Annotated in this window: 28 protein-coding genes and 1 tRNA gene; 12 read left to right on the top strand and 17 right to left on the bottom strand. The window is 64.6% G+C overall.

Annotated features, from left to right (window positions below; all coding sequences use genetic code 11):
* Positions 1-29 precede the first annotated feature (29 nt).
* Together RX330_RS16920 and RX330_RS16915 are read right to left on the bottom strand one after the other, a co-directional pair.
* Positions 30-296 carry a hypothetical protein gene (locus RX330_RS16920; RefSeq protein ID WP_317243719.1) on the bottom strand — a complete coding sequence of 89 codons (267 nt, stop codon included), beginning with the start codon at positions 294-296 and terminating at the stop codon, positions 30-32.
* A gap of 8 nt (positions 297-304) precedes the next feature.
* The gene (locus tag RX330_RS16915; protein WP_317243718.1) at positions 305-1,312 is read right to left on the bottom strand and encodes a chemotaxis protein CheB; all 1,008 of its coding nucleotides are present in this window, start codon (positions 1,310-1,312) and stop codon (positions 305-307) included.
* Between the two features lie 87 nt (positions 1,313-1,399).
* On the opposite strand from RX330_RS16915, the gene RX330_RS16910 reads away from it, so the two are divergent.
* Together RX330_RS16910 and RX330_RS16905 are read left to right on the top strand one after the other, a co-directional pair.
* Positions 1,400-1,825: a response regulator gene (locus tag RX330_RS16910; RefSeq protein ID WP_317243717.1), complete on the top strand. Its 426-nt coding sequence runs from the start codon at positions 1,400-1,402 to the stop codon at positions 1,823-1,825.
* Positions 1,826-1,841: 16 nt separating this feature from the next.
* Positions 1,842-2,027, top strand: coding sequence for a hypothetical protein (locus tag RX330_RS16905; protein ID WP_317243716.1), 186 nt, complete (start codon positions 1,842-1,844; stop codon positions 2,025-2,027).
* Between the two features lie 239 nt (positions 2,028-2,266).
* Here the strand turns inward: RX330_RS16905 and RX330_RS16900 are convergent, their stop codons facing one another.
* On the bottom strand, positions 2,267-2,875 hold the full coding sequence (locus tag RX330_RS16900; RefSeq protein WP_317243715.1) for a cysteine hydrolase family protein: 609 nt from the start codon (positions 2,873-2,875) through the stop codon (positions 2,267-2,269).
* A gap of 359 nt (positions 2,876-3,234) precedes the next feature.
* Between RX330_RS16900 and RX330_RS16895 the strand changes: the two genes are divergently transcribed.
* Positions 3,235-3,438 (top strand): hypothetical protein, encoded by a 204-nt coding sequence (locus RX330_RS16895; protein WP_317243714.1) that lies wholly within the window; start codon positions 3,235-3,237, stop codon positions 3,436-3,438.
* Between the two features lie 29 nt (positions 3,439-3,467).
* Here the strand turns inward: RX330_RS16895 and RX330_RS16890 are convergent, their stop codons facing one another.
* The 10 genes from RX330_RS16890 to RX330_RS16845 all read right to left on the bottom strand — a co-directional run bounded on the left by RX330_RS16890 (position 3,468) and on the right by RX330_RS16845 (position 12,572).
* Entirely contained in the window at positions 3,468-4,469 is a 1,002-nt protein-coding gene (locus tag RX330_RS16890) for a formate dehydrogenase subunit gamma (RefSeq protein ID WP_317243713.1), read from the bottom strand.
* A 39-nt stretch (positions 4,470-4,508) separates the two neighbouring features.
* Entirely contained in the window at positions 4,509-5,105 is a 597-nt protein-coding gene (gene fdh3B / locus RX330_RS16885) for a formate dehydrogenase FDH3 subunit beta (protein WP_008553076.1), read from the bottom strand.
* A 12-nt stretch (positions 5,106-5,117) separates the two neighbouring features.
* Positions 5,118-8,060, bottom strand: a complete 2,943-nt coding sequence (locus RX330_RS16880; RefSeq protein ID WP_317243712.1) for a formate dehydrogenase subunit alpha — start codon at positions 8,058-8,060, stop codon at positions 5,118-5,120.
* Between the two features lie 13 nt (positions 8,061-8,073).
* Complete coding sequence (locus tag RX330_RS16875) at positions 8,074-8,283, bottom strand: twin-arginine translocation signal domain-containing protein (protein WP_061848651.1); 210 nt, start codon at positions 8,281-8,283, stop codon at positions 8,074-8,076.
* A gap of 29 nt (positions 8,284-8,312) precedes the next feature.
* Positions 8,313-9,089 carry a molecular chaperone TorD family protein gene (locus RX330_RS16870; protein WP_212092875.1) on the bottom strand — a complete coding sequence of 259 codons (777 nt, stop codon included), beginning with the start codon at positions 9,087-9,089 and terminating at the stop codon, positions 8,313-8,315.
* Positions 9,090-9,225: 136 nt separating this feature from the next.
* Positions 9,226-9,837 carry a DUF3306 domain-containing protein gene (locus RX330_RS16865; RefSeq protein WP_317243711.1) on the bottom strand — a complete coding sequence of 204 codons (612 nt, stop codon included), beginning with the start codon at positions 9,835-9,837 and terminating at the stop codon, positions 9,226-9,228.
* Positions 9,834-10,349, bottom strand: a complete 516-nt coding sequence (locus RX330_RS16860) for a DUF3305 domain-containing protein (protein WP_212092873.1) — start codon at positions 10,347-10,349, stop codon at positions 9,834-9,836. The genes RX330_RS16865 and RX330_RS16860 overlap by 4 nt, the downstream gene beginning before the upstream one ends.
* Positions 10,346-11,353 (bottom strand): DUF6352 family protein, encoded by a 1,008-nt coding sequence (locus RX330_RS16855; RefSeq protein WP_212092872.1) that lies wholly within the window; start codon positions 11,351-11,353, stop codon positions 10,346-10,348. The genes RX330_RS16860 and RX330_RS16855 overlap by 4 nt, the downstream gene beginning before the upstream one ends.
* Positions 11,350-11,889 carry a DUF6505 family protein gene (locus RX330_RS16850; protein ID WP_317243710.1) on the bottom strand — a complete coding sequence of 180 codons (540 nt, stop codon included), beginning with the start codon at positions 11,887-11,889 and terminating at the stop codon, positions 11,350-11,352. The genes RX330_RS16855 and RX330_RS16850 overlap by 4 nt, the downstream gene beginning before the upstream one ends.
* On the bottom strand, positions 11,886-12,572 hold the full coding sequence (locus RX330_RS16845; RefSeq protein WP_317243915.1) for a biotin/lipoate--protein ligase family protein: 687 nt from the start codon (positions 12,570-12,572) through the stop codon (positions 11,886-11,888). The genes RX330_RS16850 and RX330_RS16845 overlap by 4 nt, the downstream gene beginning before the upstream one ends.
* Positions 12,573-12,790: 218 nt before the next feature.
* Here RX330_RS16845 and RX330_RS16840 point away from each other — a divergent pair, with 218 nt between their 5' ends.
* Complete coding sequence (locus RX330_RS16840; protein ID WP_317243709.1) at positions 12,791-14,770, top strand: 4Fe-4S binding protein; 1,980 nt, start codon at positions 12,791-12,793, stop codon at positions 14,768-14,770.
* A gap of 33 nt (positions 14,771-14,803) precedes the next feature.
* Positions 14,804-15,103 carry a hypothetical protein gene (locus RX330_RS16835; RefSeq protein ID WP_249154118.1) on the top strand — a complete coding sequence of 100 codons (300 nt, stop codon included), beginning with the start codon at positions 14,804-14,806 and terminating at the stop codon, positions 15,101-15,103.
* Positions 15,104-15,110: 7 nt separating this feature from the next.
* Here RX330_RS16835 and RX330_RS16830 read toward each other — a convergent pair whose 3' ends face one another.
* Positions 15,111-16,400, bottom strand: coding sequence for a c-type cytochrome (locus tag RX330_RS16830; protein WP_317243708.1), 1,290 nt, complete (start codon positions 16,398-16,400; stop codon positions 15,111-15,113).
* A gap of 410 nt (positions 16,401-16,810) precedes the next feature.
* Here RX330_RS16830 and RX330_RS16825 point away from each other — a divergent pair, with 410 nt between their 5' ends.
* From RX330_RS16825 to RX330_RS16810, 4 genes are all read left to right on the top strand, one after another.
* The gene (locus tag RX330_RS16825) at positions 16,811-17,122 is read left to right on the top strand and encodes a hypothetical protein (RefSeq protein WP_375848653.1); all 312 of its coding nucleotides are present in this window, start codon (positions 16,811-16,813) and stop codon (positions 17,120-17,122) included.
* A gap of 90 nt (positions 17,123-17,212) precedes the next feature.
* The gene (locus RX330_RS16820; RefSeq protein ID WP_317243707.1) at positions 17,213-17,335 is read left to right on the top strand and encodes a hypothetical protein; all 123 of its coding nucleotides are present in this window, start codon (positions 17,213-17,215) and stop codon (positions 17,333-17,335) included.
* Positions 17,336-17,802: 467 nt separating this feature from the next.
* Complete coding sequence (gene zigA, locus RX330_RS16815) at positions 17,803-19,008, top strand: zinc metallochaperone GTPase ZigA (protein ID WP_317243706.1); 1,206 nt, start codon at positions 17,803-17,805, stop codon at positions 19,006-19,008.
* A gap of 12 nt (positions 19,009-19,020) precedes the next feature.
* Positions 19,021-19,221, top strand: a complete 201-nt coding sequence (locus tag RX330_RS16810) for a hypothetical protein (RefSeq protein WP_317243705.1) — start codon at positions 19,021-19,023, stop codon at positions 19,219-19,221.
* Positions 19,222-19,329: 108 nt separating this feature from the next.
* On the opposite strand, the gene RX330_RS16805 is transcribed toward RX330_RS16810, so the two are convergent.
* Together RX330_RS16805 and RX330_RS16800 are read right to left on the bottom strand one after the other, a co-directional pair.
* Positions 19,330-19,414 (bottom strand) — tRNA-Leu (locus tag RX330_RS16805).
* A gap of 202 nt (positions 19,415-19,616) precedes the next feature.
* Positions 19,617-19,859, bottom strand: a complete 243-nt coding sequence (locus RX330_RS16800) for a FliM/FliN family flagellar motor switch protein (RefSeq protein ID WP_018647371.1) — start codon at positions 19,857-19,859, stop codon at positions 19,617-19,619.
* Positions 19,860-19,926: 67 nt separating this feature from the next.
* Here RX330_RS16800 and lipB point away from each other — a divergent pair, with 67 nt between their 5' ends.
* Together lipB and RX330_RS16790 are read left to right on the top strand one after the other, a co-directional pair.
* Positions 19,927-20,664: a lipoyl(octanoyl) transferase LipB gene (gene lipB, locus RX330_RS16795; RefSeq protein ID WP_317243704.1), complete on the top strand. Its 738-nt coding sequence runs from the start codon at positions 19,927-19,929 to the stop codon at positions 20,662-20,664.
* Between the two features lie 171 nt (positions 20,665-20,835).
* Positions 20,836-21,549, top strand: coding sequence for a DNA helicase (locus RX330_RS16790; protein WP_317243703.1), 714 nt, complete (start codon positions 20,836-20,838; stop codon positions 21,547-21,549).
* A 40-nt stretch (positions 21,550-21,589) separates the two neighbouring features.
* Here RX330_RS16790 and RX330_RS16785 read toward each other — a convergent pair whose 3' ends face one another.
* Positions 21,590-22,012: a tautomerase family protein gene (locus RX330_RS16785; protein ID WP_317243702.1), complete on the bottom strand. Its 423-nt coding sequence runs from the start codon at positions 22,010-22,012 to the stop codon at positions 21,590-21,592.
* Positions 22,013-22,124: 112 nt separating this feature from the next.
* Between RX330_RS16785 and RX330_RS16780 the strand changes: the two genes are divergently transcribed.
* Entirely contained in the window at positions 22,125-22,979 is an 855-nt protein-coding gene (locus RX330_RS16780; protein WP_317243701.1) for a LysR family transcriptional regulator, read from the top strand.
* Positions 22,980-22,983 lie beyond the last annotated feature (4 nt).

The following is a 22,983-nucleotide window of genomic DNA, read 5'->3' as shown; positions in this document are numbered from 1 at the left end:
GGTGCCGGATTCAGCGGGGCCCGCGCTGGCTAGCCCGCCTCGACCGCTTCATGCAGATACCTGACACGCTGCTCGATCAGGATGCGGTGGCGCTCCCATTCGACCAGGGTCTGCTTGAGCAGGTCGACCAGCCGTTCGGCCTGGCGCGTATCGTGACCGCCTGCCATGAGTTCGCGCACCCGGTCTTCCTGATTTCGGATGCGCTGCCAGCCTTCCTGGATGTCCTTGTCGGCTTTCACCAGGAGAGTCTGCTCGGCATTGAGCTGGGCGGTCCATTCGGCAAGAGAGATGGCCATGAGGCGCTCTAAGCCTCCCGCTTGTGCAGGGGCGGATCGAGCGCTTGTAGCACGACGCGCCGGATCATGTCGGCATATTCGCGATACTCGGACGCACGCGCCTCGTACATCTCGGCGACCGCGGGCCTCCCGCTCCGCCGACCATCGGAGGCCATGCGCTGCACCAGCTCGGCGCGTTCCTCGATGATGCGCAGCGCCACGCGCAGGGCTTCGTCCACGCGCCCCTCCTGCTCCTTGGCAAGCGCGTCGGCCGCATAGGCGTGACCGACCTGGCAACGGAAGCGCAGCGGGCGCAATTCCTTGACCTCGGACATGACGCCGCCACAAGCCGGGCAAGTCAGCGCAACGGGTTCAGCCATGGAGACCAGCTTGTCGCTGCCGATCCGGTCCCCGGCCGCGATCTCGACCTCGAGCCTGATCTCGGGCGGAATCGGCAAAGCGGCTCCGGCCTGCTCCCGGACCAGCTCGGACAGGACGTCGCCCATACCGGCACCGGGGACGCAGAGATCGACGGTGGTCGCTTCCATCGCGCGCCGCGGCATCTCGTCGGAAACGGCGTCCGCGGGGTCCTGGACCACGGTCATCCCGCCGCAGCGCTTGATGGCGTTGAGCCCGGCCGCGCCGTCGGACAACAAACCACTCAGGAGCACCCCGATCACGCGGGGACCGTGATAGAGGGCGGCCGAACGGAACAGAGCGTCGATGGCCGGGCGGACCACGTTCTCGCGCGGCCCGCGCCCCAGGAAAATGTGATCCTCCGCAAGCAGGAGATGATGGTCCGGCGCGCCCAGATAGACCCGGCCCGGCTCGATCTTCATGCCGTTCTCGGCCTGCCGGACCGGAAGCGGGCCGGCGCTGCTGGCAACCGTCGAGAGGATGCCGATGCCATGCGCGGGAATGTGCAGGACGACGAAGACGGCGGCCGGAAGGTCCGCGGGCAGACGGCTCAGGATCTGCTTCAAGGGCTGGGTGGCTCCGGCGGAGCCCCCGATCACGATGATGTCGCGGTGGCTCATGGAACCCGCCTCCGGTTGCATCGTTTCACCAAGGCGCCCTCTGGCCCTTATGTTCCTAATTGGGAGGGAGGGAGCGCTGGAGGGATCATGCCGGTATCGCCCAAATCGCTTCGTCAACGCGTGCCACTGAATGGTCGCCGCATCCTCGTGGTCGAGGACGAATATTTTCTCGCCGATGACATCGGCAACGCGCTGCGAACGCTCGGCGCGGAGATCGCCGGTCCCGTCGGCCACATCGAGGATGCTGTCGAGATGCTGCACGATGGCGGCGCGCTCGATGCCGCGGTTCTCGACGTGAACATCCGCTCCGAGCCGATCTTTCCGATTGCCCGCGAGCTCAGGGCACGCCGGGTGCCGTTCGTGTTCACCACGGGCTACGACAGGATCAGCATCGAGCCGGAATTCCAGGACGTGCCGCTCTGGGAGAAGCCGATCGACATCGTGGCCATGGTGCAGAACCTTGCGAGCCTCGTCCGCAGTCAATCCGCGACGGGCGACGCAGCACCGCCGTGACCATCTGGTGAGTGCCATGCGCCTGCGCGACGCGCTGGAGCAGGAACGCCGCGAGAAAGCGCGCCGGGTCAGCCGGAATTCCGGAGAGCACTGGTCCAAGGGGTCGCAGCTGGGGCTCGCAGCCGATCGACGATCAAAACACAAGCGCGAAGGCGAGCCAGGCCGTCACCGCCAGGCAGAGCAGGACCGCGGCGTAAGGTAGCGCGACGCGCAAGACGTCAAGCCTTCCCGCGTCAGCTCATCATCATCCAGGCGAACGCCACCATCATCACCAGAAATCCCGTGATCGCGGTCGCGATAAAGGCCTGTTCGATGCGATCCATCGCCGTCCAGCCCCCTTCCTGTTTCCAGCCCGTACAGTTTGGCGGTTTAGGGGCGGCCGCGCATTAGGCTATGTGAATCGGCCGCGACGCACCTTTCGACCTGGGGCGATGTCCATCCCTACTCGCGCCAGAACTCCGACAGCTCCTCCGCGGTCATCAGGTCGACCTGGCCGTGAAAGCGCGTGCGGTACATCGTCATGAGCGCGTCATGCCCGACGTCGGACGAGCTGCACAGCGCGTCCTCGACGATGACGATCCTGAAGCCGAGATCGACGGCGCTCAGGACCGTCGAGAGCACGCAGACGTCCGTCTCCGCGCCCGATATCACGACCGTGCCGACATTCTTGTCGGCCAGCAGGCTCGCCAGCGCGGGATTGCTGAAGGCGGAATAGGCCGGCTTGTCGATGATGGCGGCCGGCGGAACGAACTTGTTCAGCGCCGGCACGAGCTCGAGCGCGGATGGCGGAAGATGCCTGCGGGTCGCCTGATGCCAGCGACGAAAATAGCTCTGCCACTGACCGGGACGATCTTCCGGATCCTGCGGCGTGATGAAACGCGTGAAGACGGTTCTGGCCTGGTGGCGCGAAACGATCGAGACGATCGCCGGCAGAACCCGCTCCATCCAAGGTGTCGCCCACAGACCGCCGGGGGCGAAAATGTTCTGCATGTCGATGCAGAGGTGAACGGCCTGCCTGATGTCGGCGATTTCCGAAGCGCTGTCCCTCATCGTTCTCCACCGTCAAGCGCATCGCCGCGCGACGTCAGTCGACATCGACGCGGCGATTTCAGCGACTGAATGCCAATGGCAGGGCTTTGGTTCCGAGCACGACACAGGTCCGGCGGATCTGATCGATACGATCGCGGCGTGCGGCCCGCTAATACCAAGGCCTCATGAGCCAGCTCTCGCATGGCGCGCGCCGCACGCTTGCGAGTGTGTTCGCACGACGCTGGTCAGTTGCGTCGCTTCATCCCGTCCCGCTGGGAAGACGATGCAATTGGAACCGCTGCCTGTGAAGTGGCTCACATCGGGCCGGACAATGTACGTCTATCAGTCGTGACGGGTGGACATGGCAGACGGAGACGCGCATGAAACGCCTCGTGCTCCCGCTCATTGCAGCCCTCGTTCTGGCCGGTGCGGCCAGCACCGTGCTGAATTCGCATGCCCTGTTCCGTTCCGGTCAGAGCGGCATGGCATCCATCCAAAGCATGCAGACAGGTCGAACGGCCCTGCTCCCCGAACAGGACATCCAGGACCGTTCCGTCTTGTTCGGCAAAGAGCCGGCGCAATAAAGCCGGCTACCCGCTTCAGGCTGCGCGCGTTACTCCGCCGCCTCCGTTGCGGGCTGCGGCCGTCCGTCGTTCGGTCCCGTTCGCGCCTTCTGCTCGTCGAGCCAGAGGCTATGGTGCTCGCGCGCCCAGTTGACGTCGACTTCGCCCGAGCCCATGGCCTCGAACGCACCCTCCATCCCGATGGTGCCGATATAGATGTGCCCGATCATGGCCGCGACGAACAAGACCGCCACGATCGAGTGAACGATCTGGGCCATTTGCATGCCCTCGATCCCCGTGCCGTAGAATGGGAACATCAGCGCGTAGCCGCTCGCCGCAACGAGCCCGCCGCCGATCACGACGATCCAGTAGATCATCTTCTGACCGCCATTGAAGCGGCGGGCCGGCGGATGATCATGCCCGATCAGTCCGCCGCCGCGTTTGGCCCATTCGATATCCACCTTGCTCGGGATATTGCCACCGATCCACATCAGGAAGATCAGGATGACACCGAGGGTGAACGGGAAGCTCAGATAGTTGTGGGCGTATTTTCCCCATTGCGACCACTCCGAGAAAGCCTCGAAGCCGATCAGCGGCAAAAGCAGCTGCCGGCCAAAAGAAACGTTCAGGCCGGAGATCGCCAGGATGATGAAGCATGTCGCCGTCATCCAGTGCACGAAGCGCTCGAAGCCGTTGAAGCGCACGATGGTGCGGCCCGAGCGACCGCTTTCCAGTCGAACCATGCCGCGTGTGAAATAGAAGATCATGATCAGGGCGATCATTCCCACGATGGCAATGCCGCCGATCCAGGGCAGCATCACCATGCGGAACTCCCGCCATTCCCGTCCCTGCGGCTGCTCGAGAACGCCGGACCGCTGATCCGGAATGCTGACGCGCCCCTGGATCCGGTTCAGCTCCTGGAGGAGCTGCTGCTCCTTGACCGAGCTTGCCGTCGGATTGACCTGTTGGGCACTCGCGGGCGCCGCTATCACCAAGGAAAGCAGCGTGCAAACGCCAAAAGCCAGGCGAATGAACCTTCCAAATGACGCCATCACGTCCTCCCCGGCCTTGCGCGCCCTTAGCTGCCTAGCTCAAGATTCGATCGACTCGCGATAGGCGGTCTTCCAGCCCCATGCGCCCGAGCCATAGCCGCGCTTCATGACGCGCTCCTTGTAGATCTGGGCGATGATCTCGCCGTCGCCCGCAAGCAACGATTTGGTCGAGCACATTTCGGCACACAGCGGCAGCTTGCCTTCGGCCAGCCGGTTCGCGCCGTATTTCTCGTACTCCTCCTTGCTGCCATCGGCTTCCGGACCGCCGGCGCAATAGGTGCATTTGTCCATCTTGCCGCGCGAGCCGAAATTTCCGACCTTCGGGTATTGCGGCGCGCCGAACGGACAGGCGTAGAAGCAATAGCCGCAACCGATGCAAAGATCCTTGGAGTGCAGCACCACGGCATCCGCGGTGGTGTAGAAGCAGTTCACCGGGCACACCGCCGCGCAAGGCGCGTCGGTGCAATGCATGCAAGCCATCGAGATCGAGCGCTCGCCCGGCTTGCCGTCGTTGATGGTGACGACGCGGCGCCGGTTGATGCCCCAGGGCACCTCATGCTCGTTCTTGCAGGCGGTGACGCAGGCATTGCATTCGATGCAGCGATCAGCGTCGCAGAGAAACTTCATTCGAGCCATGTTCGTTGCTCCTCAAGCTGCGACGATCTGACAAAGCGTGACCTTCGGCTCCTGCATGCCGGTTGCAGGATCGTAGCCGTAACTCGTGATCGTGTTGGCGCTCTCGCCCAGCACGATCGGGTCGGTGCCGGCGGGATAGTTCTTGCGCAAATCGGCGCCGCCGAGCCAGCCGCCGAAATGGAACGGCATCCAGGCGACGCCCTTGCCGACGCGTTCGGTCACGAGCGCCTTCATCCTCGCCCGCGAGTTGTTCTCGGCGCCGCTCACCCAGACCCAGCCGCCGTCCTTGATGCCGCGGTCGGCGGCATCGGCCGGACTGATCTCGATGAACATGTCCTGCTGCAACTCGGCGAGCCATGGGTTGGTGCGCGTCTCCTCGCCGCCGCCCTCGTACTCCACCAGCCGTCCCGAAGAGAGGATGAGTGGAAACTGCTTTGCGATCCCCTTCTCGACTGCCGCCTTCTGAACGGAGAAGCCGATATTGGGCAGACGGAACTGCCGGGCGTCGGGCAGTGTCGGATACTTTTCCACCAGATCGACACGCGGCGTGTAGATCGGTTCGCGGTGCACCGGGATCGGATCCGGCAGACCGAACGCATTCATGCGCGCCTTGCCGTTGCCGAACGGCACGCAGCCATGCTTCAGCGCGATGCGCTGGATGCCGCCCGAGAGGTCCGTCGCCCAGGACACCGCGTCCGGATTGGCCGGGTTGACCCTCTGGATTGTCGCCATTTCGGCCTCGGTGAGATCCTTGTCCCAACCGAGCTTCTTCAGGCTGGCGAGCGTGAACTCGGGATAGCCGTCCTCGATCTCCGAGCCCTTGGAAAAGGACTTGTCGGCAAGCAGGCTCACTTTCCGCGTCGTCCCGTCCGGCAGCTTTTCCTCGCGTTCGATGCCGAAGCGGGGCCGGAACGCGCCGCCGCCGTCCATCACGTGCAGATTGTTGTTGTAGAGCAGCGGCGATCCCGGGTGCTTCACCTCGGGCGAGCCCCAGCACGGCCACGGCAGGCCGTAATAGTCGCCGCCGACTTCCGGATCGTCCTTGGGCGCGCGCATCGTCACCAGATCGAACTTGTTCTGGTTCTTCATGTGCGCCTTGATGCGCTCGGGCGACTGTCCGCAATAGCCGGTCGACCAGCTTCCGCGGTTGATCTCGCGCAGCACGTCCTCGGCGACGGGAAGATTGTTCTCGACCTTGATGTTCTTGAACATCTTGTCGGCGAAGCCGAACTTCTTCGCCAGCAGATAGATGATCTCGAGATCATCCTTGGATTCGAAGATCGGCTTGACGATCTGCTCGCCCCACTGCATCGAGCGGTTGGAGGCGACGCGCGATCCTGCGCATTCGAACTGCGTTGCCACAGGCAGGATGTAGACGCCATCCTTGCGTCCCGCCTCCACCGCCAAGGACGCCCAGGTCGTCGGATGCGGATCCGCGATCACCAGCAGGTCCAGCGCCTTCAGACCCTTCATCGATTCCGGAATGCGGGTGATGCTGTTGCTGGCATGGCCCTGCACGAAGACGGCCTTGACGTTGTCCTTCTGCGCGACATCGGCCTTCGGCAGCAGCGCGGCATCGAACCAGCGTGTCAGCGGGATGCCTGGCGTCTCCATCTGCTTCTTCTCGTCGAAGCGGGAGACCAGATAATCGTAATCGACCTCCCAGACCCGCGACCAATGCTTCCAGGCGCCTTCCGCGAGGCCGTAATAGAATGGCAGAGTCACGATATCGAGACCGACATCCGTCGCGCCCTGCACGTTGTCATGGCCGCGCAGGATGTTGGCGCCGGCGCCCGACTTGCCGACATTGCCGGTCATCAGCAGGGCAATGCAGCTCGCCCGCACATTGGCGGTGCCGACCGTGTGCTGGGTCTGGCCCATGCACCAGATGATGGTCGCGGGCTTGACCGTTGCAAACACCTTGGCGACACGTTCGAGCTGGGCTGCGGGCACGCCGGTGACGCGCTCGACCTCCTGCGGATTCCACTTCTCGACTTCCTTGCGCAGATCGTCGAACCCGTAGACGCGCTGGGCGATGAACTCCTTGTCCTCCCAGCCGTTCTTCAGGATGTGCCACATCATGCCGTAGAGCACGGGAATGTCGGTGCCGGGACGGATGCGGACATACTCGGTGGCATGCGCCGCGGTGCGGGTCAGGCGCGGATCGAAGACGATGAAGTTCGCCTTGTTGAGCTCTTTGCCTTCAAGCAGGTGCTGCATGCTGACGGGATGCGCTTCCGCGGCGTTGCTGCCGATGAACAGCATTGTCTTGGAGTTGCGCATGTCGTTGATGCTGTTCGTCATCGCGCCATAGCCCCAGGTGTTGGCGACGCCGGTGACGGTGGTGGAGTGGCAGATGCGGGCCTGATGGTCGGTGTTGTTGGTGCCCCAGAACGCGCCGAGCTTGCGGAACAGGTAGGAGCCCTCGTTGGTCATCTTGGCCGAGCCGAGCCAGTACACGGAATCGCTGCCCGACTTCTCGCGGACCTGGAGCAGCTTGTCGCCGATCTCGTTCACCGCCGTGTCCCAGGACACGCGCGTCCATTGCCCGTTCACGAGCTTCATCGGAAAGCGCAGACGGCGATCGCTGTGCACGAGCTCGCGCACCGAGGCGCCCTTGGCGCAATGCGAGCCGCGGTTGATCGGGGAATCCCAGCTCGGCTCCTGCCCGATCCAGACTCCGTTGAGCACTTCGGCCGTGACGGTGCAGCCCACCGCGCAATGCGTGCAGATGCTCTTCTTGACGACCGCGCCGGCCGCGAGCGGGCCGGCCGTGGCCGCTTCGGCCTTCCGAACGCTGCCGACCGGCATGGCGCCCAGCGCGGCGAGAGCACCGCCGGCGAGGCCGGACCTGCGCAGGAAGGCACGGCGATCAAGTCCCTCGCCCTGGCCGGCAAGGGATTCGGCGACGGAGCCGCGGCGATCGGAACGCTGATGTGTTCGCTTGATAAGCACGAGCAGCCTCCTCTCAGGCCGGATAACGGTTGACGCGGTAGAACGTCTTCACGTGATCGGATTCCTTGTAGCGCGCCTTGCGCTTCTCATCGTTGTTCTCGCTGTCCGCCTGCGCCGAGCCAACCAGCGGTGTCGCAAGCGTCGCGCCGGCGCCGACCGTGCCGATGCCGACCTGGCGAAGGAAGTCGCGGCGTCCCACCTTTGCTTTCGTCTCGTCACTCATCGCATCTCTCCCGGACCGACGCGCGTCGATCAATTGGCGAATGTGAATGCTTCCGTCTCGATCTCGATGAAGGTGCGGCCGAGCGCACCGACGGCGCGATAGAAGCGCGCATTGTCGGCGCTCTCCATGTCTGCGAATAGCCGCCCCATCCAGGGCGACAGGTGCTTGTCGAAGAAGGCGCGCTGAGCCTCGGGCGAAGCATCCAGGCAGCCGTCGGCAAGGCCCGACATGATCTCGCACAGGATCGCGGCATGATCCTCGGGCTCGGAATTGTTGACGATCCGCTCGATGCCGAGCGCAGCCATGTCTGCGCGCAGGCGCGACAGCGGCCGTTCGTTGAGGAATCCCGTGAGATAGTAGGACGCGTAGGGAAGCAATTCGCCGCGACCGAGCCCGACGAACAGATCGAAATATTCCCGCTCGACTTGACTTGGGGCTGCGCTTGCGGCGGCGTCGGCGAGCGCGGCATGCGCACGCCCGAGCGGCGTTGCGTCACCGGCCAATGCAGCGAGCTGTTCCAGCAATCGTTTCGACGGCGGCGCGGACAGCAACGTCGCCAACAATGCATATTCCCGTCCGCGCGCGGCATCGACGGGATCGAGGGGTTCTGCGGGCATGGCCTGTTCGTAGAGATCGGGGCGCAGGTCGTTGCGAGAAACACCGGTGGCGTTTTCGACTGCAATCACCCGTTGTGCGGGCACGCGGGACCAAGTCGAGACGGAGGGCTGGCTGATGCCTATTTTGCGCGCAAGCTGAGCGATGCCGCCTGCGGCATCGATCGCGCGTTCAAGCCCGTCATCACGCACGTGGACCTCCCATCCAAGAGTCCCGTCTGCTGAATATTGTTATTTTTTACAAAGCACTAGGCGAAGCGTAATCGTGGTTCCGCGGACCGTCAATCGCCTGCTCATAGCCTGGCCCTATAGTCTTTGGTCTATTCGCTCAGCGCGGCAGTGCACCACCATGCGTTCGCGGCCTGACAGGCTCAGCGAGATCCGCGAATCTCTCTGCCGCCGTTGGCTGCACTGCAACAGGGACTGGCGGCCGCTTCGTCTCATCCGGCAACTTCGCGACGTCGGATGGAGCTATCGCATCGGCTTGATGAAATTGCGCCGAAGAATTCGCCGTTTCGATTGACGCTTCGGGGAGAGACTGCGCCGCCTCACGCACGCCGCCGACGATCCGGTCGACGAGTGCGGCCAGTTCCTCCGAGGAACAATCCAATGGCCCAAACCCGGGCATCGCGGTCGGATCGTTGAAGTCCCAGGCGTTCTCCGCGAGACCGACGAAGTCGCGAATGGCAGGATCGGCGGCCCAAGCGCGGCGAAGAGCCGCACGACCCAGGTCCTGCGGGATTCCCTTGCGCAAGAACGCGGTGATGTCGGTCGCAGCATCGATCTCGTCGATCGACGGCAGGCTCGAGAGATCGAGCTCGCTCTCGTCGTCATTGACCGCGGAAGGCGGCGCGGGCTGCGCCGCAGCAGGCTTAGCCGGCTCCGCTCGCGAATCGCGCTTGCGGCGGGACCAACGTGCAAGGAACTCCTCCTCGCTCATTCCTGTCCGCCCTCATGTTCGCGCCGCGCCAGCGCCTCCGGGTCGGCGCGGCGCCGCTTGCGTTTGACGAATTCCCGCTCGACATGGTGTTCGGCCACGAAGCTTTCAATTGCCTCGCGCAGCACCTCGGGCATCGGCACCGCTTCGACGAGATTGTCGGCGGCTTCGGTAAAGCCCTCGCCCTCCGCGGGATCGGCGGTCACCGCGGCGACCGCATAGGGCCACACGCCCTCCGAAGGCGACAGCACGGTCCATATGCTCGGATGACCGGAAGCCAGATTGTCGCGATAGCGCGCCGTCTCGGATGGATAGAGATCTACGGTCCCACGCCCGGCGTAGAACAGGGTCGAGCCCTCCTGCTCGCGCAGCAAGGTCCAGGGTCGCGTGTCCGGCTCGTCCGGCAAAACAGCAATCGCGCGCCAGACGAAATCGACCCAAGGCGAATCGGCCTTGCGCCGCTCGACCACGACACCGATGGCAATCGACAATAAGGGCCGCGCCGCAGGGCTCATGTCGCCATCTCCGGGCCCTTCACCGGTAGTCCGGTCAGCAGATTCTGCGGTTTCAACCGAACCTTCTGGTCCGCCGTCATCGACAAGATCAAGTAGACCGGCTCGCCCCTGACATCGTCGAGCGCGCGGCTCGAGTCCGCAAAGGTCAGCCGGAACAGTGCGAGCACCCGGTCGGCGCTGCGCTGGTCGAGCTCCTCGCCGTGCCAGAGGCGGTCCCCGAGCCTGGTGGCGTCGGCGTCGAGCCCGACATACCAGGTGAGCTTTTCGTCCTTCAGCGCGCGCAGCGGCTCAATCATGACGTCGATGCCGAGCAGATGAGATATCCAGCGCGTCATCACCTGTGCCAGCGCAACCGGTCCGCGTCCGCCGGCCGTGAGGTCGAGAGCCATGTCGAACTGGTCGCTGCGCTGCCAATAGGCGTCGGCATTCTCTTCGCTCAGCACGTCGACCACCGCATCGGTGGTGGCTCCCAGCATCGACATCAGGGACAGCACCGGGGTCGGGCTCCGGCCGCCCACGACCTCCTCGTCGCCGAGCAGCACGGCCTGTTCATGCGGCAGGACCCGCTGAATCCGGAAGAACAGCTCGGCCGCGCGCAGCACGAACGGATCGTCGCAGCCGTCGAGCGCGTTACGCAGAATGACGTGCAGGAGCTGGTTGACGAAGAGCGGCGGAAGGTTACCCCCGCCGGATCGTACCGACGCGAGATAAGCGGCTTCGAGCGTCGGATGCCGCAACAACAGATCGCGAAACCCCAGCACGAACTGCCAGTTCTCCCGGGCATCGGGGTCGACAAGCGCGGCAATCTCGTCGGCGCCGACCGCCTGACGCGGATCGGCGAGCAGCTCGCGGTGCAACCGGCGTTCGACCGGGCACGCATCCTCCGGCGGCATCAATTCGGGGCGGGCAAAATAGGCCTTGAGGAATTCATCGGTGACACGAAGTCCGCCACCCTCGTCGCGATCGAGCAGATGATGGCCGCAGGCGATCCAGAAATCGTTCATCTGACAGTTGGTCCCCGGCCCAGATCCACAAGCCTGAGACTGCTGTCAGGCTCGACCTCATCCTCCATTTCCATGAACGAGAAGGCCTTGCCGTGTCCCTGCCCCTCGCGAAGTTGCAGCCGGCGGAAAGACTCGCGGACCTCGCCCTCGCTCACCGCGCGGTGCACTGCAATAAGCGAGCTGATCGGATGGCTGCAAAGCGACTGGGAGAACGCCACCTCCTCTTCTGCCGCCGCCTTCGCGGTCGCCACGTCCGGCGCACCGAAGCGATCGACGAGTTGCCTGGCCAGGAGATCGACCAGGCTGCGATAATCGTCCTCGGTCGCCGGAACGATCTGCGCCAGCGTCGACCAGCCCCAGGATTGGACCCCGAGGAAACCGCCGCGAAACGCCGCGCGCGCCTTGCCCTCGAGCGTCGCCGCATCGCAATCCCAGAAGCGGAAGGCACCGGAGACGGCCCATTCGCCCGGCTCCGCCGCCGCGTCGAACACGAATGTATCGGAAGGATCGAGCGCGATGGTCCGCAGGAGCTTCATCGCCGCGGACCTCCGAGCGCCGGATCGAACCAGGACGGGATCGCGAGCGCCGGCACGAGGTTGCGACGTTCAATCGTGCCCGCCCCGATCCGGCGCGTGAGGAGATCACCGTCATCGTCGATGCGCTGGACGGTCTGCCGTTCGCGCGGCATGCGGGACAGATATTCGCGCGCGACGCCGTCAAAGCCATCGGCCCGCCAGCCGTCGAACGCCAGCATCAGGTGCCGGGCAAAACTCTCGGTGATCTGCGCCGCACCAGTTTCGCCAAAGCCCTCCTGGTCGAGCGCCGAGGCAAGCGGATGGACACCCGGCTCCTCGTCGTTCATGGCGACCGTCCGGATCATCGCGCCGAACACCAGCCATGGCGGCGCCGCCTCCTCATTGGCCGCGACAGGCCAACCCAAGCGCCCGCCGCCAATCAAGCCTCCGTCGATCCTGACCGCGTCCGGCCAACCGATCGTGATGGGCTTGCTCGGCGGCGCGTAGGCGCGCAAGGCATCAGTGAGCGCGACCATGCCGGCGTAGATTGCGCGCCGCGCGCTGCGCAGCGGCTCGGCCGGCTCGAGCACCACCGCGAACTCCGCCAGGTCGAAGCGGCCGACATAGACGAGCGTCCCGGCGCCACTCTCCGGTGCAATGCGGCATGCGTGGGCAAAAGCGTCGCCACTCTCGCGCAGCCGCACCAATGTGAACGGCGGCGGCAGGTGAATCGGTTCCGCCAGGGAAACGTGGCTGACTAAGGTCGAGGACAGACCGTTCTCCGCTTTCCTTTTCTTCCCGATGGATAATGTTTATACGAGACGAAAGGGCGGCGCGAGTCCGTCGTCGTCGTCCAAATGGCGGAGGGGTTAACCTGGAGCAGCCCTCGAAGACCGTCCTGATCTGCTCGTGCGAAGACACGATGCGTCTCGACGTGGCCGCGATCAAGCGCGGATGTTCCAACAGCGAGATCAGAGGTTTCCGCCATCTCTGCGGTACCGAGCTCGATCACTTCCGCGCGGCAGCCGTCGCCGGCGGCGCACTGACGGTCGCCTGCACGCAACAGGCGACACAATTCGCGGATGAGGCCGGCGAACGCCCCGAGCCGATCAGCTTCGTCAACATTCGCGAGACGGCGGGATGGTCGCACGACAGCGCCCGAGCCGGAGCAAAAATGGCTGCCCTGCTCGCGTCCGCGTCCATCCCGATCCCGGACTATCCGCTCGTCACCTTGTCGAGCGAAGGTGTGGTCCTGATCTACGGGCGCGATGAGGCCGCGATCGAGGCCGGCCGCCTGCTTGCCGATCACCTCGACGTCACGGTGATGTTGAAGCAGCTCGACGGGATAGTGCCGCCAACAGCCACGGTCTTCCCGATCGTGAAGGGAACGATCCGCTCCGCGAAGGGACATTTCGGCGCCTTCGAGCTTGCGATCGACGATTATGCGCGTCCCCGCCCCTCCTCGCGTGACCGCTTCGTATTGGACGCGGCGCGGAGCGGGGTCACCTCGCGCTGCGATATCGTGCTCGATCTCTCCGGCGGGATGCCGCTATTTCCTGCCCACGAGCTGCGCGACGGCTATCTTCGCGCGGATCCGAACGATCCGACGGCGATACTGCGCACCGTGCTGACCGCGCGCGACCTCGTCGGCAGCTTCGACAAGCCGAAATATGTCGACGTGACGCCCAGTCTCTGCGCTCATTCGCGCTCGAAGCGCACGGGATGCCATCGCTGCCTCGACCTCTGCCCGACCGGCGCGATCACGCCCGCCGGCAATCATGTCGCGATCGATCCGAACATCTGCGCGGGCTGCGGCCAATGCGCCGCCGCGTGCCCGACCGGCGCGGCTGCCTACACGCAGCCGCCGGCCGATACGCAGCTCCATCGCATTCGCGCCATGCTGCTCGCCTACCACGAGGCCGGCGGCACGAATGCCGTGCTGCTCCTTCATGACAACCCGCACGGCACGCCGTTGATCGATGCCCTGGCGCGACATGGCGACGGCCTGCCGGCGAACGTGCTTCCCTTTGCCCTCAACGAGCTCACGCAGCTCGGACTGGAGGCGGTCGTCGGCGCGTTTGCTTATGGCGTATCGGCGGTGCGGTTCTTGCTGCGTGCCAAGCCGCGGCACGATTTGACGGGATTGTTGCAGACGATCGGCATGGCCGAGGCCATCCTCAGCGGTCTCGGATTTGCCGGCCGTCGCCTCGCCACGATCGAAACGGATGATCCTGATGTGCTCAGCGGACATCTGACAGAGATCGGCACGCTCGCCGCCGTCGCGACGCCCGCGACCTTCAAGACTGTCGGCAAGCGGCGCGACCTCTTGCGATTCGGACTGAGCGAGCTGCACCGCCTGGCGCCGACACCCGTGGACGTGATCGCGTTGCCGCCGGGAGCGCCGGTCGGCGCGATCAGTGTCGATACCGGCGGCTGCACCCTGTGCCTCTCTTGCGTCTCGGCCTGCCCGACCGGCGCGCTGCGCGACGATCCCGACCGTCCCGTGCTGAAATTCGTCGAGGATGCCTGCGTGCAATGCGGCCTGTGCCAGAGCACCTGTCCGGAGAAGGTCATCAGCCTCAAGCCGCAGATCGATTTCCGTGCGGCGCGCGCTTCCGCCGTGATCATCAAGGAAGAAGAGCCCGCTCACTGCGTCCGCTGCGGCACGGCCTTCGGCGTCAAGAGCACGATCGACCGCATCGCCGCCAAGCTCGAAGGCCGGCACTGGATGTATCCGGCGGGCGACAAGCGCGTCGCGGCACTCAGGATGTGTGCCGACTGCCGCGTCATCGTCATGAGCGAACAGCAATTCGATCCGTTCAAGGGCGTTCCCGAACGAACGCCACCGCGCACCACGGACGACTATTTGCGCCAGCGCGAGGGCAAGGACAACAACGGATAATCTCGCAGGGTCGGAAACCAAGGAAGCATCACCATGTCTCGTTTCATCGCAGCTCTGTCGACGTGCATGATCTCGATTGCCGTTGCCGGCGGATCAGCCGAAGCCGCCGCCCCTCCCCTGACCAAGGCGCAAAAGACCGCGGTGAAACAGGCCATTGTCGCCTGCAAGGCCGAAGCCAAGGGCAAGAAAATCGCGTGGCTGTCGCGCCGGAAATACGTCAATCACTGCGTTGCGGAAGCGCTGAAGGAGCATCCCGTCATCGACGTCATTCAGATCCTCAAGCAGCATCCGGAGATGAGGGATCTCCCGATGGACAATTGGGACTCGATCTGAGAGGCGGTTACCGCGACGTGGCGCGGCCAAGGAAGTCGGTCAATGCGCGGCGATCCTCGGCCGAACCGATGCGCTGCTCCGGCATTTTCGTCCCCGGCGTGTAAGTGTTCGGTCCGACTTCGAACAACTTTGCGACCGTCTCCGGCGTCCAGATGATGTCCATCGTCTTCAGTGCTTCGGAGAAGCGGTAGCCCGGGAGCGATGCGATCTTGCGGCCATAGAGTCCCGCAAGCGTCGGACCGGCACGCTGAACCTCCTTGTCCGACAGCGTGTGACAGGCAACGCACGCACGAAATACCTCCGCACCGTGATCGCCGGCATAGGTCGCCAGCGGATCAGCCACTTTGCCTGGTTGGCCTGAGCCGATCGGGTTGCCCGTACGCGCATTCCAGCGCCGGAGCTTGCCGTCCGCACCACCCGTGATCAGCGTCTCGCGATCTGGCAGGAAAGCGACCGACCAAACCGGAAGCCGAGGCTCGATCAGCGTTCGCAGCAGGCTGCGCGACTTGCGGTCGATGATGGCGACCGTGCCGCCGATGCCGGCCGCGGCAACCAGGGCACCGTCCGCCGAGATCGTCACGGCCACCACCGGTGTCGTGCCGGCCGCGACCTCGCCGCTGATCTTGCCGTCCGTGGTCAGCATGCGCACCATGCCATCGACCGCGCCTGTAACGATCTCTCCATCCGGCGCCACGGCCACGGCATTGAGCGCCGCCGGCAAGGTCACGATTTCGGGCTGACCGCCTGGCAAACGCCAGATGCGCATCGTCAGATCATACCCGACGCTGATCAACAACTTGCCGTCCGGCGTGAATGCGACACCGTTGACGTTCTGCGAATGCCCTGCGAGCACGCGCGAGGTGCCGTCCGACAGCGACCACAGCCGCACCGTGCGATCCCATGAAGCGGATGCGAGAAGCGTCCCCTCGGGAGAAGCCGCCAGCGCGACGATCGGCCCTTCATGTCCCTCGAGCACCCGGTCCGGCTGCTGCCGACCGACCGTCCACACCGCAATGCGTGCATCGGCACCTGCCGTGACCATGCGGCCGTCCTTCAGGAAGGCGACCGCATTGACGGCATCGGCATGATACCGCAGCACCTGCTCCGCCGCGTCCGTCTCCAGCGACCAACGAATGGCCGCTGTGTCGAAGCCGCCGGACAACAGCTCATTCCCATCGAGGGAAACAGCAAGCGCCCGTACGGCGCCGCCATGTCCCGCCATGTCGGCGTGCACGGGCGATACTGCGACGATGGCCCACAGGACTGCGGCGCCACCCGCGCAGAAAGGTAACCTCATTGCCCCTCACCGGCCGTGGTCACGTTGATGCCCCCGAGATTGCCAGAACGGCAGGCGGAGATGAATATCCGATCTACTTCGCTGGTGCCGTCGTGACCTTGGATGATCCCTCAGGCGCGGGCTGCATTCCCGGCGGACTTTGCCCCTGGGGGCTTTCGGCGGGCGCGCCCCCCGAACCGGTGTTGATGGGGCCCGTCCAGCCTTGCGGCTGGCGTTGCCCCTTATCCTCCGGAGGGGTTTGCGCGGCAGGCGAGTTGGGTTGCGCGGTCTGGGCGGAGGCGCTTTCGAAGAGGCAGAGTGCTGCAAAGCACAAAATGGTCGTAAGCAATTTCACGTCGGATCCTCCGATGCACGTACCAAACGAGCTGACACCACTTCCGTTCCGGAATGTGCGCAGCAACAGACTGGCCTTGCAGATGCTGCTTGAGTGCTCGGGGAGCCGGGCACTACGCTCCCGCTGGTCTGGTGACGTCAAGGAGGACGGCGTGCAGGGGCGAACGCGGCCATTTTTGCAGATGCTGGCGCGACTTCGCGCTTTGCGCGGGCTTGACGGGTCGCAGGAGCCGGCTCCCCGAGACACCTCGCCCGTGCTGATCCTCATTGCCGTCGTGCTTGCGCTTCTTCTCGCGATCCTGGAGGTCGACCGGAATCGCTCCACGCTTCAGTCCCTCGGCCTGATGGGCGATGCATTTTCCGCCGATCCCATCTTCAAGAGCCCGTAGGAGCGTTCGCGGCTTGATGCGATCAACGAGCTTGCTCGCGGGAAGCCGTGTCGTATAAGTACTTTGATGCATCTTCGATGGAGGCTGCGGATGAAAGCGTTTTCTCTTGGCTGCCTCGCGGCCTTGGTCATCGCGATTGCGGGGATGGTGATCTTGAATCGAGTCCAGGAGCCGGTCGCGCAAGCGTTTGCCACAACCGGCGTACGTCTCTGAGGCACCCAGATTCCAGGATCGTGTCGATATTGTCGGCGGCACGAGATCTACAGCATCCCGGAAGCGCTTCAGCAGGTGGACCAAGGATCGGGCGTGACGCTCTTGCGCGCGAGCCTCAGCACCATCCGCTCATCTCGGCCCTCCTCTCACATCGCAGAGAACTCTCTCAGCCGGCTTTGTTGATCGCTCACGCGCCGGGCGTCTGGCTGCTGGTGTCCCTGCCGCAGTGACGAGCAACCTGCTCGATGTTCAGTTCATGCCATCGTCAACACCGCAAGGTGTCCTTCGCGCGACTGCTCCGCGCCGAGATCAATCACCTGAATGCCCGTATGAATTCCAGCTGAGCCGCAAAACGGCTTGACGAAGGCTCGTGCACGTAATGTAATGTTATAACATTACATTGCTGGTTCAAATGCCCGATCCCACGCGCCGTCGCCGTATCCCCTTGAAAAGGCTCTTCGATCTCCATGCAGAAACTCCCCGTCACCGTCTTGTCCGGCTTCCTCGGGGCTGGAAAGACCACTTTGCTGAACCATGTCCTGAACAACCGGCACGGCCTCAAGGTGGCGGTGATCGTCAACGACATGAGCGAGGTGAACATCGATGCGGATTTGGTTCGCGATGGCGGTGCGAATCTATCCCGGACCGATGAGAAGCTCGTCGAGATGACCAACGGCTGCATCTGCTGCACGCTGCGCGACGATCTGTTGAGGGAGGTCCGCGCACTCGCCGAACACGGCCGGTTCGACTATCTGCTGATCGAATCGACCGGCATTTCCGAGCCGCTGCCGGTCGCGGCGACATTCGATTTCCGCACCGAGGGCGGCGAAAGCCTCTCCGACGTGGCACGCCTCGACACTATGGTCACAGTGGTCGATGCCGTGAACCTGCTCAAGGACTATTCGTCGACCGATTTTCTTGAGCAACGCGGCGAAGCGCTGGAGAACGACCGACGCACGCTGGTCGATCTGCTCGTCGAGCAGATCGAGTTCGCCGATGTGATCGTTCTTAACAAGGTCGACGACGCCTCGCCCGAGCAGCGCGAGGCGGCACGGCGAATCATCCGTGCACTCAATCCGGAAGCGGACCTCGTCGAAGCCAACCACGGCCGGGTGGCTTTCGATCGCATTCTCGACACCGGCCGGTTCGACTTCGAAAGGGCACAGCAACATCCGCTCTGGTACAAGGAGCTTTACGGCTCCGCAGATCATGTGCCGGAGACCGAAGAATACGGCGTGAAGAACTTCGTCTATCGCGCGCGCCGGCCCTTCGATCCAGCCAGGTTCGACAAGTTCATCAAGGAGCCCTGGCCCGGCGTCATTCGCGCCAAGGGACATTTCTGGCTGGCGACGCGCCCGCATTGGCTTGGTGAAATCAGTCAGGCCGGTTCGATCACGCGCACCCAGGCTCTTGGTGCGTGGTGGGCGAGCGTGCCGGCGGAGCGATGGCCGGACGATCCGTTCTGGCGGAAGCGGCTGCGCGAGAACTGGAGCGACATCTATGGCGATCGCCGCCAGGAGATCGTGTTCATCGGCACCGGCATGGACGAGCCTTCGCTTCGTGCTCGGCTGGACGCATGCCTCGTGCCGGGGAAACCCGCCATGAACGTCGCCGAATGGGCGAAGCTCGCCGACCCGTTTCCGATCTGGCGTCGCGCGGACGAAGCCGCCTAGGCGGGAGCGCGCATGGACAACGTCATTCGTTTCGTTTCGAAATCCGAGCGCGAACGGGAGCGCCTGATCCGCGAGGCGCGCGCGATCTACGACAGCATCTTCCCGCCGATCGTCGCCGCCGCCGGGCTGGCGGATGAGGGTCCCGGGCGAGAGACCCAAGCGCCGCCCTCGGGCCACACTCGGTCGCAAAAATCCGCGGTCGACAACGACTGACGAAATTGCGGCTGCCGACAGGTTGCGGTGATGGATGTGCGCGCAAAACGCCCGTCAACCGCGCAGGGCGGCTGCAAAAGCCCAATCAAAACAACGGTAAGGTGATGATGGTGCGCTCGGAGGGACTCGAACCCCCACGATTTTACTCACTGCCACCTCAAGGCAGCGCGTCTACCAGTTCCGCCACGAGCGCTTTTGGGGATGCCGGCTTGAGGCTTGAGGGCCGGCCGGATCAACGGCGCCGATCTAACAAATCCATCAGAGGGGTACAAGCCTGCAAAGGCCCTGAATTCCACAAGCTTTGCACGAAAGTTCGGGCGACTTCCCCGAATCGGCCCTGCCCGTGTGCCCGGGCCGCTACCGGGTGCCCCGGCCCCTACCGGGTGCCCGGGCCGCTACCGCGTGCCCGGTGAGCGCGGCAACATCTGCTTGACCTCGACCGCGATGCGGTTGCGGTCGACCAGCACGACGCCGGAGGCGACCGGCAGATTATTGGCCAAAACCTTGACCTCGTCGGCCTCGGTTGCGTCCAGCTCGATGATGGCGCCGCGGGAAAGACGTAATACTTGATGAATCGGCATGGTGGTCGTTCCGAGGACGACCATGAGATCCACGGTGACTTTATCGAGAGTGGGCACTGTCAGGACCGCCGCAACTTGAGACTGGCATTTGCTCCCGAGATGATCACCACGTTATGGTTAGCCAATGGTTAATTCGCCGCAAAACCCCCGCCAAGAGCTCGATTTGACGCCGTTTTCCGCCGCCGGCGGCGAGCCTGTCGAGTGGCGAATCTCGGACGCACCGGTGCCCTATCCCGAGGCGGTGGCCGCCATGGAGGCACGGGTCGCCGCCATCGCGGCGGGCGAGGCCGCGGAGCTGGTCTGGCTGCTCGAACACCCTCCGCTCTACACCTCCGGCACCTCGGGCAAGGAAGCCGACCTGCGCGATCCCCGCTTCCCGATCTTCACCACGGGACGCGGCGGCCAGCTCACCTATCACGGGCCCGGCCAGCGCGTGGCCTATGTCATGCTGGACCTCAAGCGCCGCCGGCCGGACGTCCGGGCCTATGTCGCGAGCCTGGAGGAGCTGATTCTGCGCACGCTCGCCGCCTTCAACGTCCGCGGCGAACGGCGCGAGGACCGCGTCGGCGTCTGGGTCAAGCGGCCCGACAAGGGCGAAGGTTACGAGGACAAGATCGCGGCGATCGGCGTCCGGCTGAAGCGCTGGGTCTCGTTCCACGGCATCGCCATCAATGTCGAGCCGGAGCTGTCGCATTTCGCAGGCATCGTGCCGTGCGGCGTCACTGACGCCCGCTACGGCGTCACCTCGCTGGTCGACCTCGGCCAGCTCGTGACCATGGCCGATGTCGACGTCGCGCTCCGGCAGGCGTTCGAGGAATTGTTCGGGCCGACCCGCGCGCTGCTGCCGGAAGTGGCCGCCTGACGCCTCCGCGTTCTTCACGGAATCGGCTATGCTCGATTCCGGCGCCGCCCACGCCTCCCCCCTCCGCCGGGAAAGCAGACCTCATGCCGGGCGATGAGATCACGGGCCGACTGTTCGAGCGCTGGGCATAAGGAGGGATTGCGTTTCAGCTCGCAACGGGAGGTTTGGACGATGAGACTCTCTGCGCCGATCTATCATCTGAAGCGACGCGCGAGGCGCCTGTCCCGCGAGGAACGCATTCCACTGCACGACGCACTCGACCGCGTCGCCAGGACGGAAGGGTTTTCCGCCTGGAGCATGCTCGCAGCGAAAGCCGCCGCGCTGACGCCCGCGAACAGGCTGTTCCCGCAATTCATGCCTGGCGATCTGGTGCTGGTCGGCGCGCGGCCCGGCCAGGGCAAGACGCTGATGAGCCTCGAACTTGCGGTGGAGGCGATGAAGCCGGGCCATCGGGCCGCGTTCTTCTCACTCGAGTACACCGAGAAGGATGTTCTGGATCGCTTGCGCGCGATCGGCGTGAAGCCGGCGCAATTCGACACACTCTTGGAGGTCGACTGCTCCGACGCCATCAGCGCCGATTACGTCGTCAAGCAGATGGCGACGGCGCCCCGCGGCACGGTCGTGGTGATCGACTATCTGCAGCTGCTCGACCAGAGGCGGGAAAACCCCGACCTCACCGTTCAGGTACGCGCGCTGAAATCCTTCGCGCGCGACCAAGGACTGATCGTCGTCTTCATCTCGCAGATCGACCGATCCTATGATCCCCAGGTCAAGCCCTGCCCCGATCTCAGCGACGTCAGGCTGCCGAATCCGCTGGACCTGAAGCTGTTCGACAAGACGTGCTTCCTGAACAATTCGGAAGTCCGGTTCGGCGCGGCGAGCTGACGGAAGGCCGCGGGCGAGACCATACCCGCGGCCTGCAGATTTACGCCGCCTGCAGCGGCACTTCGAGCTTGCCGGCGATGTAGCGGCGCTCCTGGGTCAGGCCGCCAAAGCCGTAGGCGTCGCCCTTGACCTCGTCGACATGCAGGTAGGTCTCGGGATGCAGCGGGCCCAAAATCTCGGCCATGCGCCTGAACATGGCGGCGAGATAGGCCGCCTTCTCGTCCTTGGTGTTGGTGCCTTCGCTGACGTGAATGTCGATCCAGTAGCTTGCAAGCTTCTGCTCGGCCAGCGACCTGCCGCCGGCGAACCAGTCATCGGCGCCCACCGGCTTGACGATGATGGCCGTTACCTTGGGGTCCTTGTGCAGGATCCTTGCGGTGAGCTCGGACACGGCGCTCGCGATGTCGGCCTTCAGGGAGGGCGACTCGCGGGACGTGGTGTAGGACACGGTGATCAGGGGCATTGTCGTTCTCCTTAAGATGCTGCGCCGGTTGGCGCGGCGTTGGTAGGAAGCTAGACCTCCGCTCGTCATTTTGGTATCTTATCTCTGTTGATATCAGTGATAAGAATCCGTAATGACACCGACGCTCGACATCGCCACAATCAGGGCTTTCCTGCTGGTTGCCGATCTCCAGAGTTTTACCCGTGCCGCCGAAGCCCTGGGCACGACGCAGGCGGCGGTCAGTCTCAAGCTGCAACGGCTGGAGACGTTGCTGGGAAAACGTCTCGTCGAGCGCTCACCCCGCGCGGTCCGGCTCACCGCCGACGGCGCCGGCTTCCTCGAACGCGCCCGTGCGCTGATCGCCGCGCACGACCGCGCGCTGTCGGGCGAGGCACCGGCCGTGCAGTCGCTCTCGCTCGGCATCTCCGATCACGCGGCCGGCCCCGAGCTCGTGCCGCTGCTCGAACGGCTGCAAGCGATGTCGGCGAACCTCACCCTCGCCGTCACCATCGGCTTCTCGCGGGAGATGCAGGATGCCTATGACGCAGGTCAGCTCGATGCGGTGATCGTCCGCCAGGAAGGCAGCCGCCGCGGCGGCGAGATGCTGACCGAGGATGAGTTCGGCTGGTTCGCCGCACGTCGCCTCACCCTGCCGAAAGGTGAGCCGCTGCCGCTTGCGACGCTCGCCCCGCCCTGCGGCGTCCGCGCCATCGCGGTGCGTATGCTCGACAAGGCCAACATCGCCTGGCGCGAGCGCTTCGTCGGCGGCGGCGTCACGGCAGTGGTTGCCGCCGCACTTGCCGGACTTGCGATCGCGCCGCTGGCACGGCGGATCGCGCCTCCCGGGCTGGTCGACATCGGGCCTGCGCACAGGCTGCCGAAACTTGGCAGCTCGAAGGTGATGCTGCATTCGAAGGTCAGCGATCCCGCCAAGCGAGCGGCGCTGCGCGCGGTGGCGGCGACGTTTCGGAGCGCGGCCGCCACCTGAAATC

Origin of the sequence: Bradyrhizobium sp. NDS-1 (genome assembly GCF_032918005.1) — a bacterium.
Classification (GTDB): Bacteria; Pseudomonadota; Alphaproteobacteria; order Rhizobiales; family Xanthobacteraceae; genus Bradyrhizobium; species Bradyrhizobium tunisiense.
The sequence above is the reverse complement of the archived record's forward strand: the minus strand, read 5'-3'. Positions and strand labels throughout refer to the sequence as shown.

What these genes read in the sequence shown, in the direction of transcription:
- RX330_RS16905 (WP_317243716.1), top strand. Translation starts at nt 1,842, where the DNA reads ATGCGCCTGCGCGACGCGCTGGAGCAGGAACGCCGCGAGAAAGCGCGC.
- RX330_RS16920 (WP_317243719.1), bottom strand. Translation starts at nt 296, where the DNA reads ATGGCCATCTCTCTTGCCGAATGGACCGCCCAGCTCAATGCCGAGCAG.
- fdh3B (WP_008553076.1), bottom strand. Translation starts at nt 5,105, where the DNA reads ATGGCTCGAATGAAGTTTCTCTGCGACGCTGATCGCTGCATCGAATGC.
- RX330_RS16890 (WP_317243713.1), bottom strand. Translation starts at nt 4,469, where the DNA reads ATGGCGTCATTTGGAAGGTTCATTCGCCTGGCTTTTGGCGTTTGCACG.
- RX330_RS16875 (WP_061848651.1), bottom strand. Translation starts at nt 8,283, where the DNA reads ATGAGTGACGAGACGAAAGCAAAGGTGGGACGCCGCGACTTCCTTCGC.
- RX330_RS16910 (WP_317243717.1), top strand. Translation starts at nt 1,400, where the DNA reads ATGCCGGTATCGCCCAAATCGCTTCGTCAACGCGTGCCACTGAATGGT.
- RX330_RS16820 (WP_317243707.1), top strand. Translation starts at nt 17,213, where the DNA reads ATGAAAGCGTTTTCTCTTGGCTGCCTCGCGGCCTTGGTCATCGCGATT.
- RX330_RS16860 (WP_212092873.1), bottom strand. Translation starts at nt 10,349, where the DNA reads ATGAGCCCTGCGGCGCGGCCCTTATTGTCGATTGCCATCGGTGTCGTG.
- RX330_RS16915 (WP_317243718.1), bottom strand. Translation starts at nt 1,312, where the DNA reads ATGAGCCACCGCGACATCATCGTGATCGGGGGCTCCGCCGGAGCCACC.
- RX330_RS16840 (WP_317243709.1), top strand. Translation starts at nt 12,791, where the DNA reads ATGCGTCTCGACGTGGCCGCGATCAAGCGCGGATGTTCCAACAGCGAG.
- zigA (WP_317243706.1), top strand. Translation starts at nt 17,803, where the DNA reads ATGCAGAAACTCCCCGTCACCGTCTTGTCCGGCTTCCTCGGGGCTGGA.
- lipB (WP_317243704.1), top strand. Translation starts at nt 19,927, where the DNA reads ATGGTTAATTCGCCGCAAAACCCCCGCCAAGAGCTCGATTTGACGCCG.
- RX330_RS16895 (WP_317243714.1), top strand. Translation starts at nt 3,235, where the DNA reads ATGAAACGCCTCGTGCTCCCGCTCATTGCAGCCCTCGTTCTGGCCGGT.
- RX330_RS16835 (WP_249154118.1), top strand. Translation starts at nt 14,804, where the DNA reads ATGTCTCGTTTCATCGCAGCTCTGTCGACGTGCATGATCTCGATTGCC.
- RX330_RS16810 (WP_317243705.1), top strand. Translation starts at nt 19,021, where the DNA reads ATGGACAACGTCATTCGTTTCGTTTCGAAATCCGAGCGCGAACGGGAG.
- RX330_RS16830 (WP_317243708.1), bottom strand. Translation starts at nt 16,400, where the DNA reads ATGAGGTTACCTTTCTGCGCGGGTGGCGCCGCAGTCCTGTGGGCCATC.
- RX330_RS16865 (WP_317243711.1), bottom strand. Translation starts at nt 9,837, where the DNA reads ATGAGCGAGGAGGAGTTCCTTGCACGTTGGTCCCGCCGCAAGCGCGAT.
- RX330_RS16785 (WP_317243702.1), bottom strand. Translation starts at nt 22,012, where the DNA reads ATGCCCCTGATCACCGTGTCCTACACCACGTCCCGCGAGTCGCCCTCC.
- RX330_RS16780 (WP_317243701.1), top strand. Translation starts at nt 22,125, where the DNA reads ATGACACCGACGCTCGACATCGCCACAATCAGGGCTTTCCTGCTGGTT.
- RX330_RS16900 (WP_317243715.1), bottom strand. Translation starts at nt 2,875, where the DNA reads ATGAGGGACAGCGCTTCGGAAATCGCCGACATCAGGCAGGCCGTTCAC.
- RX330_RS16790 (WP_317243703.1), top strand. Translation starts at nt 20,836, where the DNA reads ATGAGACTCTCTGCGCCGATCTATCATCTGAAGCGACGCGCGAGGCGC.
- RX330_RS16855 (WP_212092872.1), bottom strand. Translation starts at nt 11,353, where the DNA reads ATGAACGATTTCTGGATCGCCTGCGGCCATCATCTGCTCGATCGCGAC.
- RX330_RS16850 (WP_317243710.1), bottom strand. Translation starts at nt 11,889, where the DNA reads ATGAAGCTCCTGCGGACCATCGCGCTCGATCCTTCCGATACATTCGTG.